Raw genomic sequence first — 19,581 nt, 5'->3', positions numbered from 1 at the left:
GTGTGTATTTAATCGCATTGGTAACTTAAACCAACATGCTCATCGGCTCTTCCAAAAGCTTTTTCACAGTGTTCAGGAACTGAGCAGCAAGTGCTCCGTCGACAACGCGGTGATCAGCAGAAAGTGTAACCTTCATAATGTTGGTTGGGTATACCGTTCCGTCTTCTTTGAAAGCCGCAACTTTTTTGATACCACCAATAGCCAAAATGCATGAGTCCGGTGGGTTGATGATCGCTGTAAATTCATCCACACCAAACATGCCCAGGTTCGAGATCGAGAATGTATTTCCTTCCCAATCCTTTGGCTGCAATTTTTTATCTTTTGCTTTACCGGCAAAATCTTTTACTTCTGCCGAAATAGTAGAAAGATTTTTCTTGTCAGCATCACGGATTACAGGAACTAAAAGTCCTTCGTCAACCGCAACGGCCACACCGATGTTAACATAATTGTATTTTCTGATTTTGTCTCCTAACCATGCCGAGTTAACCGCAGGATGTTGTTTCAATGCAATCGCACAAGCTTTGATAACAAAATCATTGAACGAAATTTTAGCAGGGCTAACTTCATTCAATTGAGGACGTAATGCCATCGCTTTGTCCATCACGATTTCCATGGTCACATAGAAATGCGGTGCAGTGAACAAACTATCGCTCAAACGGCGTGCAATCGTTTTACGCATTTGAGAAACTGGCGTATCGACGAAATCTCCGTTTGCAGGCGCAGCAGCAGCCTGTGCTTCTGGTTTCGCAGCAGGAGCAGCCGGTTCAGCAGCTTTTGCAGGCGCAGATTCTGTTTTGGCAGCAGGTTTAAATTCATCAACATCACGTTTCACGATACGGCCATTATCGCCGCTTCCTGAAACCTGATCGATATTGATTCCTTTTTCTTCTGCCAGACGACGTGCAAGAGGAGAGGCCTTAATGCGTTCTCCTGAATCTGCAACTGATGAAGTTTTATCGGCTTCTGCAGGAGCACCAGCTTCTTCCGTTTTGGCAGCAGGAGCCGCCGCTTCAGGAGCATCCACTCCGGGTTCTGCTTCCCCATTTTCACGGGCAAGCAAAGCTTCAACGTTTGATCCTTCTTCACCAATAACAGCGATAATTCCGTCAACCGGAACTGCTTCGCCTTCTTTGATACCTACATAAAGCAAAGTACCATCTTCATATGCTTCAAGTTCCATGGTGGCTTTGTCGGTTTCGACTTCAGCCAGAATGTCTCCTGATTTTACTTTATCTCCAACTTTTTTCTGCCACGAAACCAAAGTTCCTTCTTCCATCGTATCGCTCATTTTTGGCATACGAACCACGGCAGCATTGATTTTTTCTGTAGATTTTGCAGCAGGTGCAGCCGGTGCTTTTTCAGCAGTCGGTGTTGCAGTTTCTACCGCTTTTTCTGGCGCAGGTTCTTCTTTTGGCGCTTCTGTTTTGCCATTGCTTGCAGCAGCTCCATTTCCACCACCTTCTTCCAGCAATGATTTATAATCTTCACCTTTTTCACCTACGATGGCCATAACGCCGTCGATAGGAACAGCATCGCCCTTTTTAACGCCTATATAAAGAAGAGTACCATCATAATACGATTCAAGATCCATAGTAGCTTTGTCGGTCTCGACTTCGGCTATAATTTCACCGGATTTGATTACATCACCAACTTGTTTGTGCCATTCTGCAATAACACCTTCTTCCATGGTGTCGCTCATCTTGGGCATACGGATTACTTCTGCCATATCGGTATTTGTCGTATTTTAGTTTCTTGGGTATTACAAATAGATTCGAGTCAAATTTACAACAAAAGGCTTACGAAGCACTTTCTTTTGTTATTAAATTATAACGCTGCTTTCGATTTAATTAATCTTTAATACAGCCATAAATGCTTCCTGTGGTATTTCTACATTACCAACCTGACGCATACGTTTTTTCCCTTTTTTCTGTTTTTCAAGCAGTTTACGCTTACGGGAAATATCACCACCATAACATTTTGCCAATACGTCTTTACGCATTGCCTTCACTGTTTCACGGGCGATTATCTTCTGGCCAATAGCGGCCTGGATCGCAATCTCAAACATTTGGCGGGGAATCAGCTCACGTAATTTCTCGCAAAGTTTTTTACCCCATTCGTATGCTTTCGTTCTGTGAACAATCGCTGATAAAGCGTCAACCGGCTCACCGTTAAGCATTACGTCCAGTTTCACCATATCAGATTCTTCGTATCCGGCCAGATCATAATCCAGAGACGCATAACCTTTTGAAATCGTTTTCAGTTTGTCAAAAAAGTCAAACACAACTTCGGCAAGAGGCAGTCTGAATTGTAATTCTACGCGTTCAGCTGTCAGATAAACCTGATTTTTCAACATGCCGCGTTTATCCATACAAAGGGTAAGGATCGGACCGATGTAATCAGATTTTGTGATGATCTGTGCGTTGATATAAGGTTCTTCAATCCAGTTGATAAGGTTCGGTTCCGGCATTTCTGACGGAGCGCTGATATTGATCAATTGGTCTTTAGTATTGGTGATTCTAAACTGAACCGAAGGAACCGTTGTGATAACCGTCATGTCAAATTCACGTTCCAGACGTTCCTGAACGATTTCCATGTGCAACATGCCAAGGAATCCGCAACGGAAACCAAAACCAAGTGCCGCAGATGTTTCAGGTTCCCAAACCAAAGCGGCATCGTTCAGCTGAAGTTTTTCCATTGCATCACGAAGTTCTTCAAATTCGGTGGTGTCAACAGGATAAATACCAGCAAAAACCATTGGTTTTACTTCCGAGAAACCAACAATGGATTCAGATGCCTGGCGGTGCAAATGCGTGATCGTATCACCCACTTTTACTTCTTTGGCAACTTTGATACCCGAGATCAGATAACCTACGTCACCGCATTCGACTACCTGTTTAGGTATTTGGACAAGGCCAAGCGTCCCGATTTCATCAGCAAAATATTCCTTGCCGGTGTTCATAAATTTTACCTTATCGCCTTTTTTGATACTTCCGTTTTTAATACGGAAAATAACTTCAATACCGCGGTAGGAGTTAAAAACGGAGTCAAAGATAAGTGCCTGCAAAGGAGCTTCCGGATCGCCAACCGGCGCAGGAACTCTTTCAATAATAGCATCAAGAATTTCTCTGATACCAATTCCTTCTTTTCCGCTGGCCGGGATGATATCATCACGTTCGCAACCCAGAAGGTCAACCATTTCATCTTTGATTTCCTCAGGTCTTGCGCCAGGCAAATCCACCTTGTTAAGTACCGGGATGATGGTCAGATTATGATTTATAGCAAGATATAAGTTTGAAATTGTCTGCGCTTCTGTTCCTTGGGAGGCATCTACAAGCAATAATGCACCTTCACAGGCAGCAATCGAACGGGAAACTTCATAAGAGAAATCGACGTGTCCCGGCGTATCAATCAGGTTCAGTGTGAATTCTTCCCCTTTGTAAAGATAAGTCATCTGGATCGCGTGGCTCTTGATCGTGATGCCGCGTTCGCGTTCCAGATCCATATTGTCAAGGAGCTGCGCCTGCATGTCGCGGTTGGATACCGTTTTGGTAAATTCCAACAGACGATCTGCCAGCGTACTTTTTCCGTGGTCAATATGGGCAATAATGCAAAAATTACGAATGTTCTTCATGAAAATAATTATATAGGCCGACAAAATTACATGCCTAAACTTTCAAATCCTACATTTCACTTATCCACTGCATCATAAGTGCCGAAAGATAACCTCCGTAGGTGCCGATGGCATAACCAAGAATGGCCAATAAAATCCCAACGGATGCCAACGAAGGATGAAATGCTGCGGCTACCACCGATGCGGATGCGGAACCGCCCACATTAGCCTGACTGGAAACGGCCAGAAAGAAGTATGGGATTTTAAATAATTTCGCGACAATAATTATCAGAATGGCATGAACAGACATCCAAATCAGTCCAATTGCAAAAAGTCCGGGATTTTCTCCGACTGAACCCAGGTCCATTTGCATTCCAATGGTTGCCACCAGAATGTATAGAAATACACTTCCAAGTTTTGATGCACCCACGTTTTCCAGTTTTCTCAATGGCGTAAAAGATAGGATGATTCCGATCAAAGTTACCAATCCGGTAATCCAGAAAAAGCCTGAGGTAAGGCTGTATTTTTCAAGTGATGGATAATTTGTCGCAAGATAGGGAGTGATTTTTTCTGACAAATAATGTGCAATCCCAGTGGCTCCAAAACCTACCGCACAAAGATAGATAAAGTCCTTTGTGCCAGCGATTTTCTGGTTTGTCTGCTGGTATGCATCAAGATGATCTTTTATCTCGTCGATACCACGGCTATCAGCTTTAAGAAAACGATCTATCTTTGTCGCAAATCCAGCACCATAAATTAAAACGGCCATCCACAATTCCGCTGTGATAACATCTACGGCAACAATCTGAGAGAATAATCTGTCACTTGGTTGGAAAACTTCCCGTAAAGCGGTCTGATTGGCGCCACCACCAATCCAGCTTCCTGCAATGGTTGCCAATCCACGCCAAACCGCATCCGGACCTTCGCCAGCAACGGTTTCCGGACTAATATTTCCAACAATAAATAGCGCGATAGGGCCACCGATGATTATTCCAAAGGATCCAACCAGCATCATAATTATGGCTGGCGGACCCAGTTTTGCCAATGCTTTCCAGTCCATTCCCAGTGTGAAAAGTACAAGACAAGCGGGAAGCAGATATCTTGAAACGACAGGATAAAGCTGAGACTCGGCTCCGTTTATTATCCCGAACGAATTCAGCAAACCGGGAATGAAATAACACAGAAGTAGTGGTGGGAAAATACCGTAAAATCGTTGCCATCCTTTTTGCGGTAACGAAGCTGTGTAAAATACCATGGCTAAAATCGCCATTAACAGGCCTAAAACTATTGCGTCATTTTGCAGCATGTAGTTATTTTTCAGGGTAAGGAAGAAAATTGAGTTTCCCAAATATATCAAATTCAATTCCGAAGAAGCAAAATAATACATCCTGATATGTAAAGATGATCTATTCAGTAGCGTTTGGTTGTAGCGAGGAATTTTAGCAAATGAAATATTATCATTATCAATTAATATTCAGAGTAAATCGAGTGGTTTGATGGGTTTTATAACAAAATGTTAAAAACCTGTTACCCATTCAATGACTAAACCATTACAGATAATTGCGGACTCGGGAGCGAGTATTTTTCTATTTAAAACAAACCGGTCAATACGGCAGTTTTATCGGTACTTTGGTTTATTTTGTGTGCTGTTTTTTTTAAGCAATTCTTCTTCAATCGCACAAACTGGTGTAAAATTATCGGTAAAGGGAAAAATTGCCGATAATCAGAATAATTCGGCGCTGGCTTATGCAAGCGTTCGGTTGTTTAAAGTTTCTGACAGCACATTCGTTACCGGAGCCATTACGGACGAATCCGGCTCATTTAGTATAGAAACCAACGCCGGAAAATATTATGCTTTGTCGGAATTTATAGGTTACAATGCGCGTAAAACTTCCGGAGTCAATGTGAGCGCAGAAAATTCTCCATTGGATATAGGCGTAATTAAATTGGCGGCTTCAGCAAAAACGTTGGATGAGGTTGTGGTGCAGGGAGAAAAAAGTACGATGGAGCTGGCTTTGGACAGGAAGATATTCAACGTTGGAAAAGATCTGGCCAACGCTGGCGGAACCGGTGTTGATATTTTGACTAATATACCTTCGGTTGCTGTTGATGTTGATGGAAATGTAAGTCTTCGGGGAAGCAACAATGTGCGGATATTGATTGATGGAAAACCCTCTGGTCTGGTCAGTTTGAAAGGTGGGAGTGGTTTGCAGCAATTGCAGGGTAGCATGATCGAGCGGGTCGAAATCATCACCAATCCGTCTGCCCGATATGAGGCGGAAGGGATGGGTGGAGTTATCAACATTATTCTGAAAAAAGAAAGAAAAGAAGGTTTTAATGGGTCATTCGATATTATAACAGGAAATCCAACGAATTTTGGTGCGGCGGCCAATGTAAATTATCGTAAAAAGAACCTGAATTTCTTCATTAATTATACTGCCTCCTATCGTAATACTCCAGGCAGAAATTCTCTGAACCAGCAGCTTTTTCGAAATGATTCAACTTTCATCACTTTGAAAGATATGGAGAGCAAGCTGAAAGGGCAGAATAACAGCGCAAGTGCAGGTATCGATTATTATTTCAATGATAAAAACGTTCTGACAGGTTCCTATACTTACCGTTTGAGCAAAGGGAAACGTTTTTCTGAAATTAACTACCGTGATTTTCTTTCCAGTTTAAACAATCCGACGAGCTCGACTTACCGGACACAAGATGAAACGGAAACTGAGCCGAATTCGGAATATGCGATTACGTATAAAAAAACATTTAACAAAAAGGGGCAGGAACTGACCGCAGATATTCGCTATCTGGACAACTGGGAAGATTCTGATCAATATTACAGAGAGCAATCTTTCAAGCCGGACGGAAGCACTTCTGATGTTCCTCCAACTTTGCAGCGTGCGGTCAACTATGAAACTGAAAAGCAACTATTATTTCAGGTTGATTATGTACATCCTTTTGGAAAAAATGGAAAATTGGAGGCGGGAGCACGTAGCAGTGCCCGCGATATGACAAACGATTATACCGTAACACAGGAAAACAATGACGGAAGTTTCAGCCCTATCCCGGGTCTGACGAACGACTTTTTGTATGAAGAAGATATTAATGCGGTTTATGGGATTATGGGAAATAAGGTTAAGAAATTCTCATATCAGTTAGGTTTAAGGGCAGAATGGACGGGCGTGACCACGAGTTTAAAGCAAACCAATGAAGTGAACGACAGAAAATATGCCAATTTATTTCCAAGCCTTCATGTGACTTATGACCTGCCGAAGCAAAATGCACTGCAGCTAAGTTTCAGTCGTCGGGTTCGGCGGCCGCAATACAATGATTTAAGTCCGTTCATGACTTTCAGCGATAACCGGAATTTTTTCAGCGGAAATCCGGACCTAAATCCTGAATTTACAAACGCCTTTGAAATTGGACATATTAAATATGTCGAAAAAGGCTCATTAAGCTCTTCTATTTATTACCGCCACACAAATGGAAAAATCATCAGTATTCGCCGGGTTGAAGAAAATGGAAATTCCTTCACCAGACCTGAAAATTTGGGTACGGAGAATTCTTATGGAGCAGAATTTACAAGCTCGTATTCATTTTTTCAATGGTGGAAAATGGATGGAAGTATCAATTTTTTCAGGGCGATCACCAATGGTACTGAGCTTGACGAAACTTTCCAAAGTGATACGTATAGCTGGTTCGTGCGGGCGACTTCCCGGTTTACACTGTGGAAAAAGACTGATCTGCAATTTCGCGGAAATTATGAAGCTCCCCAGCAAACCCCACAGGGAAGACGGAAATCACTTGCTACGCTGGATATAGCCGCAAGCCGTGATGTTTTAAAGAATAACGGGACTTTAACTTTAAGTATAACAGATGTTTTTAATTCCCGCAAGTACCGGTCAATCCTGGAGGGATCTAATTTTTATACAACTACAAGTGCTCAGGGCAGATTAAGGCAGATTAATTTAACCTTAAATTATCGTCTCCATCAGGCAAAGAAGAAAAAAGAATTAGGGGATGGAGAGTTTTAATAGCTTGATTATCAAGTGATTTTATATTTCTCCCGGAAATATAGTTTTGGTGGAAATTTCTTAAAATTTATTTTGCGGTAATTATTGTCCTTAAAAGATGCAAATTTGTATGGTAACTTCTAATCTTTTTGGCTGATCATCGCTAATTTATAAGCCTAAAAAGCGGGAGCCAATGTTAAGATCAACAACTGAAAAACCTGACATGAACGATAATATCAAAAAGTACATACTCCTGGCTGATGACGATGAAGATGACTGTATGTTGTTTGAAGATGCTTTAAAAGAAGTAAACGCATCTACTGAACTTGCTACTGCAAATGATGGTGTCGAGTTGATGAAATTACTTGGGAAAATCGTGCCTCCCCCTCCTGACGTCATTTTTCTCGATCTGAACATGCCAAAAAAGAATGGCTTTGAATGTCTTGCGGAAATAAGGAATTCGCAGGACTTTAAAAACATTCCGGTTGTAATTTTTTCTACAACCGGCGAGGAGGAAGCGATTAACAAGTTGTATGAGCAGGGTGCCAACTATTTTATAAGAAAACCTGGCTCATATCCAAAATTAAAAAATGCAATTCAGGGAATTCTGGCGATTGATTGGGGTAGCGGCAATAAAACGTTCAAAGAAAATTTTAACTTTAAATATTAGAATTCCCTATTGTTTGCAAAATAACTGGGTTATTAACGATGAATAAGTCCCTGGAAATAGGATAAAAGTATGGATTTACTCGAATTGGATTTTGAACAGGCCAGGGCAAAACATCTTTTATTCAAAACCAAATTACGTTCATACCTGTATGGTATCCCTATTGACGAAACTGCACTTGTCAATCATACTTTGTGCGAAGTCGGCCAGTGGATTTATGGCCATGCATTAGAAAAATTCGGTCACATTCCCGAAATGCAGGAGCTTGAAAAAGTCCATAAAAAGCTGCATATCTACACCTCTGAACTGGTAGATCTATATAAAAAAGGCAAAATTGAAAAAGCACGTGAAGGTCTGGGCACTATCGAGCTCATCGCCAGCAATCTCACCGCATTGTTATCTATCACTGAATTAAAGGCAAAGTCTGGAAACGAACCTGATCTGGCATCCGTTCATTTGCTTAACAGCTACAATGAACTTCTACAATTACAAGAAAAACTTCTGGCCATTGATGGGCATGTGAAATCTGAAATTGATCAGGCGAATTTCGTCAAACAGGAATTTGACGAAGGCGAAAAGAAATTTCGCGATACCATGATGCAGGCACCAGTTGGTATCATTATCCTTCGTGGTTACGAGTTGATTGTAGAGATGGCAAATGATACGTATCTACAGATTGTCGACAGAACCGAAGAAGAGTTTGTTGGGCGGCCATTGTTTGATTCCTTACCAGAAGTAGAGGAGGCTGTCAGTCCGATTTTACATGGAATTTTGGAAACTGGGATGCCGTATTATGGCAACGAATTTGAAGTGACGCTGGTACGGGCTGGTTTGCGTGAGCAATGCTTTTTTAATTTCGTATATCAACCCTTACTCGAGTCAGATCAATCGATCAGCGGCATCGTCGTTGTTGCAACCGAAGTGACCGAGCAGGTAAAAGCCAAACATGCCCTGCAAAAAAGTGAAAATCAGTTTAAGAATCTCGTAATCCAGTCGCCCTTTGCGAAGGCTGTTCTGAGGGGCGAGGATATGGTTATAATCCTGGCCAACGAAACCATGCTCCGTGATTTATGGCAGCGGGAACTGGTGGAAGTTCAGGGGAAAAAGCTGCTTGATGTGTTTCCTGAATTAATCGGCCAGAAGTTTCCGGAAATTCTCTCGGATGTGTATAAAAACGGCACGACTTACAAAGAAAATGAAGCGGTTGCCTATATGGAAACCCGTGAGGGGATAAGAAAGTATTATCTGGATTTTCAATATGCGCCGATGTTTGAGCTGGATGGCTCGGTGGCAGGTGTTCTTGTTTCTGCCAGTGATGTTACTGAGAAAGTGGAAGCCAGGCAGCTGGTGAGCGATTCTGTTGAACGGTTAAGTCTGGCAACGGAGGGGACTCAACTGGCTACCTGGGATTTAAATTTGAGAACCAGGGCAATCGTTTACACGCCGAGATTAAATCAGATTTTCGGTCAGGATAAACGTAAAGTTTTAACACATTTTGAACTCCGCGATCAGGTTCATCCGGATGATCGCGTCAATATTGTTGAAAAAGCATTTGAGAAGGCTTTGGAAACGGGGATTTATTATTACGAAGCGCGCATCATACACCCGGACGAATCTGTCCACTGGATACGCACGCAAGGAAAAATTGTTTTTGACGAACACCACGAGCCGGTGCGAATGCTCGGAACGATGATGGACATCACGTCGCAAAAACGCGCGGAGATAATCATTGAAGAAAGTGAAAAACGTTACCGTGATCTGATTCAAACTTTACCAGTGGCCGTTTATACTGTGGACGAAAGCGGTTATGTGAATTTATATAATAAAGCCGCGGTCAAACTTTGGGGACGTGAACCAGTGCTTGGTAAGGAATTGTGGTGTGGCTCCCATGAAATGTATACACTGGAAGACGAATTTTTGCCGCATGCGGAATGTCCGATGGGAATTGCGTTGAGAGAGAACCGGGCATTTACCGTAGAAGCTTACATTAAAAGGCCTGACGGAACTTTGCGCAATATCATTGCCAATCCACAGCCCATTCATGATACGGAAGGAAATATTTTGGGTGCAATGAACGTGGTTATCGATATCACCGATCGAAAAGAAGCCGAATTTGCCCTCAAAACCAGCGAGTCAAAATTCCGGACACTGGCGGATTTTATGCCGCAATTTATCTGGACCAGCGATATAGCAGGAAATCTGAATTATTTCAGTAAATCTGTTTTTGACTATTCCGGTTTGACTTTCGAGGATATTCAAAGAGTGGGCTGGCTGGATATTGTTCATCCCGCGGACCGGAAAATAAATATTCGTCTTTGGAGTGATGCGATAAAAAATGGAACAGATTTTACCTGTGAACATCGTTTTCGTCGGCATGATGGAGCATATCGCTGGCAACTTAGTCGCGCTATTCCACAGCGGGATGCTGCCGGTGTTATCCAGATGTGGGTCGGAACCAGCACAGATATTCACGATAGTAAATTATTTATCGATGAACTGGAATCCAAAGTTCAGCAGCGGACACGGGAGCTGACGGTTATCAATGATGAATTAATCAGGACTAATATTGAGCTGGGGCAGTTCGCCTATGTGGCCAGTCATGATTTGCAGGAACCGTTGCGAAAAATTCAGACTTTCGCCACACGTATTATTGAGACAGAACATCATAACCTTTCTGATCGGGGAAAGGACTATTTTGCAAGAATGCAGTCCTCTTCTACGCGGATGCAGCAGTTGATTGTGGATTTACTCGCCTTTTCAAGGGCAAATGCGGTCGAAAAAAATTTCGAGGAAACGGATTTGAACAATTTGCTTCATAATGTTCAAGAACAATTACAGGAAACCATACAACTGAAAGGGGCGATAATACGGAGTATGCCATTGCCAACGATTAATGTGATCGTTTATCAGTTTGAACAACTTTTCACAAACCTGATTGCCAACGCACTGAAATTTGTAAAAAACGATACGTTACCGGCTCTGAACATTTCCAGTGGAATTATTTCTGGTAAGGACATTGGCCTTCCGGAAATCGATCCGTTGAAAAACTATTGTTTTATCTCTTTTGCCGACAACGGAATTGGTTTTGATCCACAGTTTAAAGATCGCATTTTCCAGGTCTTTCAGCGGCTCCATAACCGAACATCATTTGAAGGAACAGGTATAGGACTGGCGATTTGTAAAAAAATTATAGATAACCACCACGGCGCCATAACAGCTATCGGTAAGCCAGGCGTGGGTGCGGAATTTATTGTCTATTTGCCGATGGTCTGAACTTCGGCTTGGTAATTATTTGTCCATGACAATACCGTCAAAAGCTTCCAGTTTTTCTACTTTAAATTCCAGAAATCCATTTTTCCATACGAACGGGATTGCCGTTCCGCTAGTCATCGAAAATAATTTTGCCGGTTTAAAATCAGATTTTACTTTAAATTTTATTTGATATAGTGGGAGGGGTGGAAAGTAGGTATTTCCGCTGAATCCTGTCAGATTGACGAGGTGAAGTATCATACCGTTTTCACCAGCAGCAGACTTAATTTCAGGTAAATTTTTAGTATACTTTTGAAGAATAACTTCCACCCGCGCCGGTGCATTGGTCTGAATAATATCAGTAGCCTCAGGGTAAATATGGTCAATTATATCCAGTAAAATATTCTTATGTTCCTCATAACCATGCATATAATAAAGCCGGCCAATATTAATTGGCAATAAAACAGCTTTACTTTTTGTATGATTTTTTAAACCCATAGCGAAACTCCCAACAGGATCATGCCCACCGATTATTTCGGGTGGTCCCGGTCTGCCTTTGGCAAGAATGGGCAGGAAAGTTTGATCAGCTGCTTTGAAATCATAAATGCCAAGATTGAATTTCCAGAAAAGCATCTTCTGTTTATCAAATCGTTTAAATACCGATTTATTATCTGGCTGTAAATAATTCCCACTGCCGTCGTTTTCGTTGTTCACGATTTTAGCACCAAAAAATTCCATCAGCGTTGATGGCGAATCAAAAAATGCTTTGTTCGTTGCAATCATATTGGTCCCGTTCTCAGAGGCTTCTTTCAAAACCTGCAATGATGTTTTACTTAAATATGTAATATCGGGTAGTATGAGCAATTTGTAGTTTTTTATCTTCTCAGCGAGATTACTGATTTGGGCGTCTTCAACAATATCAAAAGGAATATGTGCTTCTTTTAACATCAGCACAATTCCCCGATATTCCTGCATCGTTGGACCGCTCGGCCAGGAACCCGGCGCAATAACTGCGATTTTTGCGACGGATTTATATTTGCCGAAATACGGCTCATGTTTTTTGTGATAAGCGTAAACGCTTTTGAATACATCGTAATTTCGCTCATCCTCATAACCCCGCATATCACCCATCATGCTCATATCAAGCCCGGAACCATTGGCTATATTTTCATATAAACGAATCCTGACTTCCTCCGGCTCTACGGCGTTAAACCGCGACTGAAAAGAAATCTGCTGAATGCTGGCGTTGCTGATCACATGGTTCGGGTAGGAATTGACTGCATTGCTAACATTATCTGACGCCGTGTAGGGCCAGTAAGGTAAAACCGTACTGCTTTGCGACTCATGGCGGATAATGTCTACATACTTATCCATGTAAGTACAAATCGCAACTTTACTGCTCTTCGATTTGATCAGTGTATGAAGGCGATGCGACCAGTCCTCAATCGTGAACTTTTTAAATTCAAGGTATTTTTGAAAGAGCGGATCTGCCTTGTTTTCCTCCGTCGGAAGTGTTAAACCTTTGGTATACTCGGCAAACCGCTTTTTATCGTATTCATTTTGATCAATTCCGTGGTATTTTCCTTCGTATGGATTATTAACCTGGTAACCAGGCATATTTAGAAATATTCCGTCGACAGGGAATTTATCAAGTACTTCTTCAATAATGTTGAAAGCTTTTTCCTGTACATACGGCGCGTTGATGGAAACCACGTACATATCCGTGTTAATAATTCTTTCACCTTTCGGAGAGATATAACACCAATCCGGATGCGCCTTAAAAATACTTTCCTGAACGCGGCTGAAATCAAAACGAACGATAACCCGGATACCTTTTTCGTGACATTTTTTTACGACATCACGCAGCATATTGTTGTTTTTTAAAAAAGGATTGCGGTAATGAAAGTCGAGTTCTGATGGATAGAAAGCCATAATTCCTCCTGCATTGATCAGGAGTGTGTTAGCTGAGAAATTTTCAAGGTCTTTAAGCAGGGAGTCCGGGTTCAGTGTTGCTGCTTCGTATGCAGGCAAATTCGTCTGGATAACGCGGAGGTTATTCTGTTTCCACCAGGAGGTTGTGTCGCTTTGAAGAATTGGTTTCGGCTGTTTTGTTATTTTTTGTGCTAAACAATATCCGCCCGAAAGCAAAAAACAAATCAGATAACTCAACGAAAGACTTTTCATTTTGCGCTTTATAAATTTTTGTCAAAAACTTGACGATAATTTTAATAAAGACGCTTGTGGCGGAATATACTTGTGAATCTGTTGTTTAACCGCAATGGACGCAATAGGTTTTCGCAATGGACGCGATGGCCGTTATGATTAGGAATAGGCTTTTTTCTTTACAAAAGTGATTCCGATTCCTGCCAGAATGATGATTCCGCCGATGATCATTTGAAAGGAAACTTTTTCGTTGATAAAAATCCAGGCCAGCAGACCTGTGACAATGGATTGGCTTAGCAGACTTAGTGATACGCGTTGTGCGTCCAGTTTTTGTACAGCATAACTGATTGTTAACCAGCCGAGTAATTGGCATATTAACCCTTGTATACTGAGAACACTCCAGATGACCGGATTGAAATTCCATAAGGGCTCGCCTGTTGCCAGACAAATTATGAGCAGGTAAATACTGGAAACTGCCATGCTGTAAGTCATGAAACTTACGATATTCAGCCGGTTCAATACCCTTTTACTGACGATCATATAAGTGGCATATAGCAATCCGGAGGTTACCGCCATCAGAAAACCTTTGTCGAAACGCATTTGCATGAAAGTTTCCGGTCCCATCAGGATGATCATACCTGAAAGTGCCACGATTGTCCCAATCCAGAACTGCTTTCCCGGACGATCATTTAAAAATATTGCAGAGCCAATTCCAACCCAGACCGGCGATAAATTGGTCAGTAATGTGGCTTGGGTTGCATTGGAATAATGGATGGATAAATTCCATATTGCGATATCACTGCCAAATAAAATCCCGCAGATGAAAACGGGCAGCCATAAGGCCTGATCAGGTTTTTGTAGTTGTTTTTTGAAAAGAACATACGGCAGAAGAAAAACAACTGCGATAAACATTCTGTAAAAAGCCGAAGAAATTCCAGAGACTGGTGCCCATTTTACCAAAACGGGGAAGATACTGATCGCGATAACACCAATGAGAAGACTGATCCGTGGGTTGAGCATAACAGAATCTATCCGATAATTTTTACCCGTCCCACTTCACCGGTGGCCAGCCTGACTTTTATGCCATGCGTATGTTTGGGTGCACTCGTCAGAATGTCTTTTACAATACCTTTTGTCAATTTTCCTGTACGTTGGTCCTGTTTTAGAACGATGGAAACTGCGAGTCCGGGATGAATATTGCTCCTTTCCGTGCCTGATAGTTCATTCATGAATTCAATATTTTACTGACAAAATCGAAATTTTTTCCAAAAGTAAGATAATTAGGGGCAGAAGCATAATTCAATCCTAAGTTCATTTATTTAAGATTATAAATTTGTATTATTTCCATAATTTCAACTAGGTTATTTCACCGAACACGAATTGTTTTACTCCATACTGCTTTCTGTAAATTTATTTTAATAGAATAAATCTTATCTGATCTTTAAATGTTTAAATCAATTTTAATTTCCATAATCATTCATTGGTTCGAATTGAACACATTTTTAATACGTAGCGTTACTTTGCTGGGAAAAGTAATTTTCTGTTTACAGTTGAACGATTAAATCAGGGGAAGTTTTAAACTTAGTTTTGACGCATTTTCTGAAATTTGATTTAACCAAGATTGTAAAAGAGAACAGTACGTCGGATGAAATTATGAAAAAGAGTATACTTACACTTACACTGGGTGGTTTTGGCATCGGGATGACAGAATTTGTTATCATGGGAATTCTGCCTGATATCGCAAAATCTTTACAGATCACCATACCGGAAGCCGGGCATTTGGTTTCAGCCTATGCACTGGGTGTTGTTGTTGGTGCTCCGTTATTGATCGGGTTCACAGGAAGTAAGCCCCCAAAAAATATTTTGTTGCTATTGATGTGTTTATTCACTGTATTCAATACATTATCTGCTTTTGCTCCTAGCTACGAGCTTTTACTTCTATCAAGATTTTTCTCAGGAATGCCGCACGGGGCATTTTTCGGAGTAGGCGCCGTGGTGGCTGGTCGTTTGGCGGATCAGGGAAAGGAAGCCAGATCAGTATCGCTGATGTTTGCGGGACTAACCATTGCCAATTTGATCGGCGTTCCGTTGGGGACTTTCATCGGCCATCATATCAGCTGGCGGATCACCTTTATGATTGTCGGGGTAATCGGTTTATTGACGACAACAAGTATCAAATTATGGATGCCAACATTGTCAGTAACCAATACAAAAGGGCTGATGAGCGAGTTGAAATTTTTTACGAGGTTGGATGCCTGGCTGATTGTTTTGGTAATTGCTATTGGTACAGGCGGATTCTTTTCCTGGTATAGTTACATCGCACCATTATTGACCGAAGTTGGCGGTTTCAACGAAGATTCAATCATGTATATTCTGGTTTTGGCAGGTTTGGGAATGGTCGTAGGAAATTTTATCGGAGGAAGATTAGCCGATCGCTTTTCGCCGCTTTACACTTCCGCGGCATTGTTACTTGCTATGGTTCTTTCGTTAACCACTGTTTACTTCGTTTCCAGCAACCAGATTCTTACACTGATCTTCACATTTATCACCGGTGCCATTGCTTTCGCGATGCTTTCACCTTTACAAATGTTGATGATCAATACCGCAAAAGGAGCAGAAATGCTGGCTGCTTCGGTAAGTCAGGCCAGTTTTAATATTGGTAATGCCCTGGGTGCTTACCTTGGCGGGTTGCCAATCGCTGCGGGTTTGGGTTATAATTCGCCTGAATGGGTAGGAGCGAGCATGGCTTTTGGCGGGGTGTTGGTTTCTCTGGTACTGATGTTTCATTCAAGGCAAAACAAAGAGGAAGTGGTCGAATTGCAGCCCGCATAGTGCCTACACTTTGCCGATCGTAATTTTTTGAAGGATTTTAATTTCATCAATGGTGATCGTACTGATAAGTTCGAACAAACCGTTAATGGTTTTAAAATCGGATAATGCTTTCCGCGCAGGCGACTGGGCTGATTTTTCAATTCCCATTTCTTTTAATTCCTTTTTACGGGCAGCAAGCAGCGCCAGAAGTTTTTGATTCTGCGGAAGTGATTCCTTGATGATGTCAACACTGGCATTTTCTTCTTTATCAATAATCTGAATGGCCGATTCAAACTGCCGGTCAATTTGCCGGATCATCGGTTTAAACTCATCAGAAAGGTAGGTATGTCCAACGGTTTGCGCATAGGTTGATAGCGATGCAATGTAAGAAGTCAGCATGTGGCTCGTTGCCACAAACTGGTGATGCTCCTCCATTTTTACCTGCTGTTTTTTGGGTTCGGAGAGCATGCGCTGAAAATTATCTGACAGGTTAGCCATCGCAATAATGGCATCTTTGCGGTGCAGTTTCAGTTCATTGATGTCCATCGACACGCCGGTAAAAATCAATGATACGTTATCAAAATACTTTCTGTTTGCATCCAGCGCCGCTTTCATATACTGGTTGATCTGCGTATGTTCCCAGACCGGAAGCACATATGAAGAAACGAAAAAGGCGATAATGGAGCCAATTATGGTATCAATTACCCTGTCCTGTAATACGGCCGTGATATGTTCAGGATTTAGAAAATTGAACCATAACAAAACATATAAAGTAATGCCGATGGATGCGATAAAATAATTTATTTTCAAAAAACTGTAAGCTGAAATCATCGCAAGCATCATGATCACAAAAATTACAGTATTATCCCGGATCAGATAAAGCGTTAAAAAACCAGCAAAAGCGCCCACGATTGTCCCTGCGATCCTATACAGATTCCGCTGTTTGGTAATGCTGAATGCAGGTTTCATGATTGTGACAATCGTCAGTAATATCCAGTAACCGTGGCCAAAACTGAAAAATAATGATACTAAAAATCCGATCATCAATGCCAGCGTTACCCGGAGCGCATGCCGGAAATTACTGGATTTGAGAGACAAATTATCCAGTAAAATTCTGGGGCTGTATTCCTGTTTTGTCGTAAAATCGTCAATATCGACATTGATATTATACTCCTTACTGAGCTCAGAATCGTAACGGGTCGCACGGTGAAGTTTTTTTACGCGTTCGGTAATGTCCTGCAAACTGTTCAGGATTTGCCGCAGCATAATAAAGTCTTCCACATTTTCATGCGTCATACTCCTTTCCCTGATGCTGTCAAATGTTCGCTGACATTTGTTGAAAGCTTCGTCGAGATCATGTCTCGGTTTTGAAGGAAAACCACTTTGCACGGACAAACCGATTTGTTCAAGTTCAGCGGCAAGCCAGGTGATATAGGTACCAAACAAACGCAGAATTTTTGAATGATCAAATGCTCTGTGAAGGTTTGAATAATTTTGCTGGGAGTTGAGGATCCGCTCCATCAGATCCACGCTATCCAGAAACATTAGCATCAATATCCGGCTGGTATTGGTAGATTCTGATACGATCTGGCGTGTTTTAAATAATATTTCCCGAAGCGTTTCATGGTTCTCGCGAAGAATAACCTGCTGCTGAATCATCTGGTTGAATAATTCATCGTAGTCGGGTTTGGCAAAATAGTAGCCAGCCTTAACTGAGAGCAGTTTTCCAAGCTCTACAAAATTTTCACCGAGAAGCTGTTGGATCAGTTTGTAAGGTCGGATCTTTTGTAAAACCAGAAATAAAATCAAGTACCAGACCCCGCCAGCCGAAAAAATCAGCGCGTTTCTCAGCACCGCATCGCCGCTCATGTGGTTGTCAATATTGAAAACAAAAACCAAAAGCGCGATAAGTCCCACGCTGTTGGCGCGGTTTCCGTAAACCCCAACCAGCGAGAAGAACATTCCGAATATTATAATTTCAACGAACGCGAGAAAGGGTATATCCCGAAGAAATCCGGTGATGCAAGCGACGACAAAACAGGTAACGATCGCAATCATCAGGGAATTTCTTCTACGATGTAACGGACCGGGATTGTCGGTTGTTCCAATCAGCAACGTGCCAAGAGGGAATGCGATCAGGTCACTTAAAATACCATAATGATGGAAGATCAGGCAAGGAATTACTGCCCCTAATGTGAGCCTGACGCCCGTATAGAGGTAATGGCTGGAAATAAATTTTCTAAACTCATTTAGGTAATTCATGCAAAAACGGAACTGTTACTCATTCTATACTTCCAATATCAAACTTATGTTTGACAAAAACGATACCTGAGCAGAATTAATGTTTCCGGTTTGTACAGGCACTTGATCAATTATAAAAATTTATAGAATTTAGCCGAACGATAAAGGTTATATCAAGGTTATAATTAGCTGTACTTTTTAAAAATATACTATATCGGTTTTGAGAAAACGTATAAGAAAACATGCCAGAATTGCACGTTACGTGATTTACAAAGAAACACTGATTGATTTCAAGGATCATTTCTGGACTTTCATCGGATCATTTGCAGGCATTGGTTTAATTGGACTTTTAAATCAGAACGCTTTCACCCAAAGCGACAATTTATTCCTGATCGGTTCTTTTGGGGCCTCTTCTGTTCTTATTTATGGCATTGTCAACAGCCCTCTGGCACAGCCCCGAAATTTGGTAGGAGGGCATGTCATTTGTGCCTTGGTGGGTGTCACGGTCCACTATATTATTCCCAACGAAATCTGGCTTTCCTCTGCTTTCGCGGTCTCGCTTTCCATTGTGATGATGCAGATCACCAAGACACTTCACCCGCCCGGTGGTGCTACGGCGCTTATTGCCAATATCGGTTCAGCAAAAGTGACAAGCCTTGGCTATTTTTATGTTCTTAGTCCTGTTTTATCAGGCGTTTTAATTTTGCTGTTTGTTGCGTTGATCGTTAACAATATGACTTCTCACCGTTCCTACCCCAAAAATAAAAATTGGTATAAGATCTGGCAGCGCAGGTACAGATAATTTACCACTCACTTCAATAATTGGT

Annotated in this window: 12 protein-coding genes; 5 read left to right on the top strand and 7 right to left on the bottom strand. The window is 41.7% G+C overall.

Going from position 1 to position 19,581, the window contains the following annotated elements; translation table 11 throughout:
- Positions 1 to 25: 25 nt before the first annotated feature.
- From AC1XUO_RS12260 to AC1XUO_RS12250, 3 genes are all read right to left on the bottom strand, one after another.
- The gene (locus tag AC1XUO_RS12260; RefSeq protein WP_483330085.1) at positions 26 to 1,726 is read right to left on the bottom strand and encodes a pyruvate dehydrogenase complex dihydrolipoamide acetyltransferase; all 1,701 of its coding nucleotides are present in this window, start codon (positions 1,724 to 1,726) and stop codon (positions 26 to 28) included.
- Between the two features lie 117 nt (positions 1,727 to 1,843).
- Complete coding sequence (lepA, locus tag AC1XUO_RS12255) at positions 1,844 to 3,631, bottom strand: translation elongation factor 4 (protein WP_483330084.1); 1,788 nt, start codon at positions 3,629 to 3,631, stop codon at positions 1,844 to 1,846.
- Positions 3,632 to 3,680: 49 nt separating this feature from the next.
- On the bottom strand, positions 3,681 to 4,916 hold the full coding sequence (locus AC1XUO_RS12250) for a DUF819 family protein (RefSeq protein ID WP_483330083.1): 1,236 nt from the start codon (positions 4,914 to 4,916) through the stop codon (positions 3,681 to 3,683).
- Positions 4,917 to 5,148: 232 nt separating this feature from the next.
- Between AC1XUO_RS12250 and AC1XUO_RS12245 the strand changes: the two genes are divergently transcribed.
- The 3 genes from AC1XUO_RS12245 to AC1XUO_RS12235 all read left to right on the top strand — a co-directional run bounded on the left by AC1XUO_RS12245 (position 5,149) and on the right by AC1XUO_RS12235 (position 11,563).
- The gene (locus AC1XUO_RS12245; RefSeq protein ID WP_483330082.1) at positions 5,149 to 7,644 is read left to right on the top strand and encodes a TonB-dependent receptor; all 2,496 of its coding nucleotides are present in this window, start codon (positions 5,149 to 5,151) and stop codon (positions 7,642 to 7,644) included.
- 172 nt (positions 7,645 to 7,816) lie between these two features.
- Entirely contained in the window at positions 7,817 to 8,293 is a 477-nt protein-coding gene (locus AC1XUO_RS12240; protein ID WP_483330081.1) for a response regulator, read from the top strand.
- Positions 8,294 to 8,362: 69 nt separating this feature from the next.
- Entirely contained in the window at positions 8,363 to 11,563 is a 3,201-nt protein-coding gene (locus tag AC1XUO_RS12235; protein WP_483330080.1) for a PAS domain S-box protein, read from the top strand.
- A 15-nt stretch (positions 11,564 to 11,578) separates the two neighbouring features.
- Here AC1XUO_RS12235 and AC1XUO_RS12230 read toward each other — a convergent pair whose 3' ends face one another.
- The 3 genes from AC1XUO_RS12230 to AC1XUO_RS12220 all read right to left on the bottom strand — a co-directional run bounded on the left by AC1XUO_RS12230 (position 11,579) and on the right by AC1XUO_RS12220 (position 14,931).
- Positions 11,579 to 13,723: an alpha-amylase family protein gene (locus AC1XUO_RS12230; protein WP_483330079.1), complete on the bottom strand. Its 2,145-nt coding sequence runs from the start codon at positions 13,721 to 13,723 to the stop codon at positions 11,579 to 11,581.
- Positions 13,724 to 13,861: 138 nt separating this feature from the next.
- Positions 13,862 to 14,722, bottom strand: a complete 861-nt coding sequence (locus tag AC1XUO_RS12225) for a DMT family transporter (RefSeq protein ID WP_483330078.1) — start codon at positions 14,720 to 14,722, stop codon at positions 13,862 to 13,864.
- A gap of 8 nt (positions 14,723 to 14,730) precedes the next feature.
- Positions 14,731 to 14,931 (bottom strand): YwbE family protein, encoded by a 201-nt coding sequence (locus AC1XUO_RS12220; RefSeq protein WP_235151196.1) that lies wholly within the window; start codon positions 14,929 to 14,931, stop codon positions 14,731 to 14,733.
- A 424-nt stretch (positions 14,932 to 15,355) separates the two neighbouring features.
- Here AC1XUO_RS12220 and AC1XUO_RS12215 point away from each other — a divergent pair, with 424 nt between their 5' ends.
- Positions 15,356 to 16,534, top strand: coding sequence for an MFS transporter (locus AC1XUO_RS12215; protein WP_483330077.1), 1,179 nt, complete (start codon positions 15,356 to 15,358; stop codon positions 16,532 to 16,534).
- 3 nt (positions 16,535 to 16,537) lie between these two features.
- Here AC1XUO_RS12215 and AC1XUO_RS12210 read toward each other — a convergent pair whose 3' ends face one another.
- The gene (locus AC1XUO_RS12210; protein ID WP_483330076.1) at positions 16,538 to 18,775 is read right to left on the bottom strand and encodes an FUSC family protein; all 2,238 of its coding nucleotides are present in this window, start codon (positions 18,773 to 18,775) and stop codon (positions 16,538 to 16,540) included.
- A gap of 199 nt (positions 18,776 to 18,974) precedes the next feature.
- Here AC1XUO_RS12210 and AC1XUO_RS12205 point away from each other — a divergent pair, with 199 nt between their 5' ends.
- Complete coding sequence (locus tag AC1XUO_RS12205) at positions 18,975 to 19,556, top strand: HPP family protein (protein ID WP_483330075.1); 582 nt, start codon at positions 18,975 to 18,977, stop codon at positions 19,554 to 19,556.
- Positions 19,557 to 19,581 lie beyond the last annotated feature (25 nt).

It is taken from the genome of Dyadobacter sp. HNCC25DJ186, from assembly GCF_056895235.1.
This window is presented reverse-complemented; position numbering and strand designations above follow the sequence as displayed.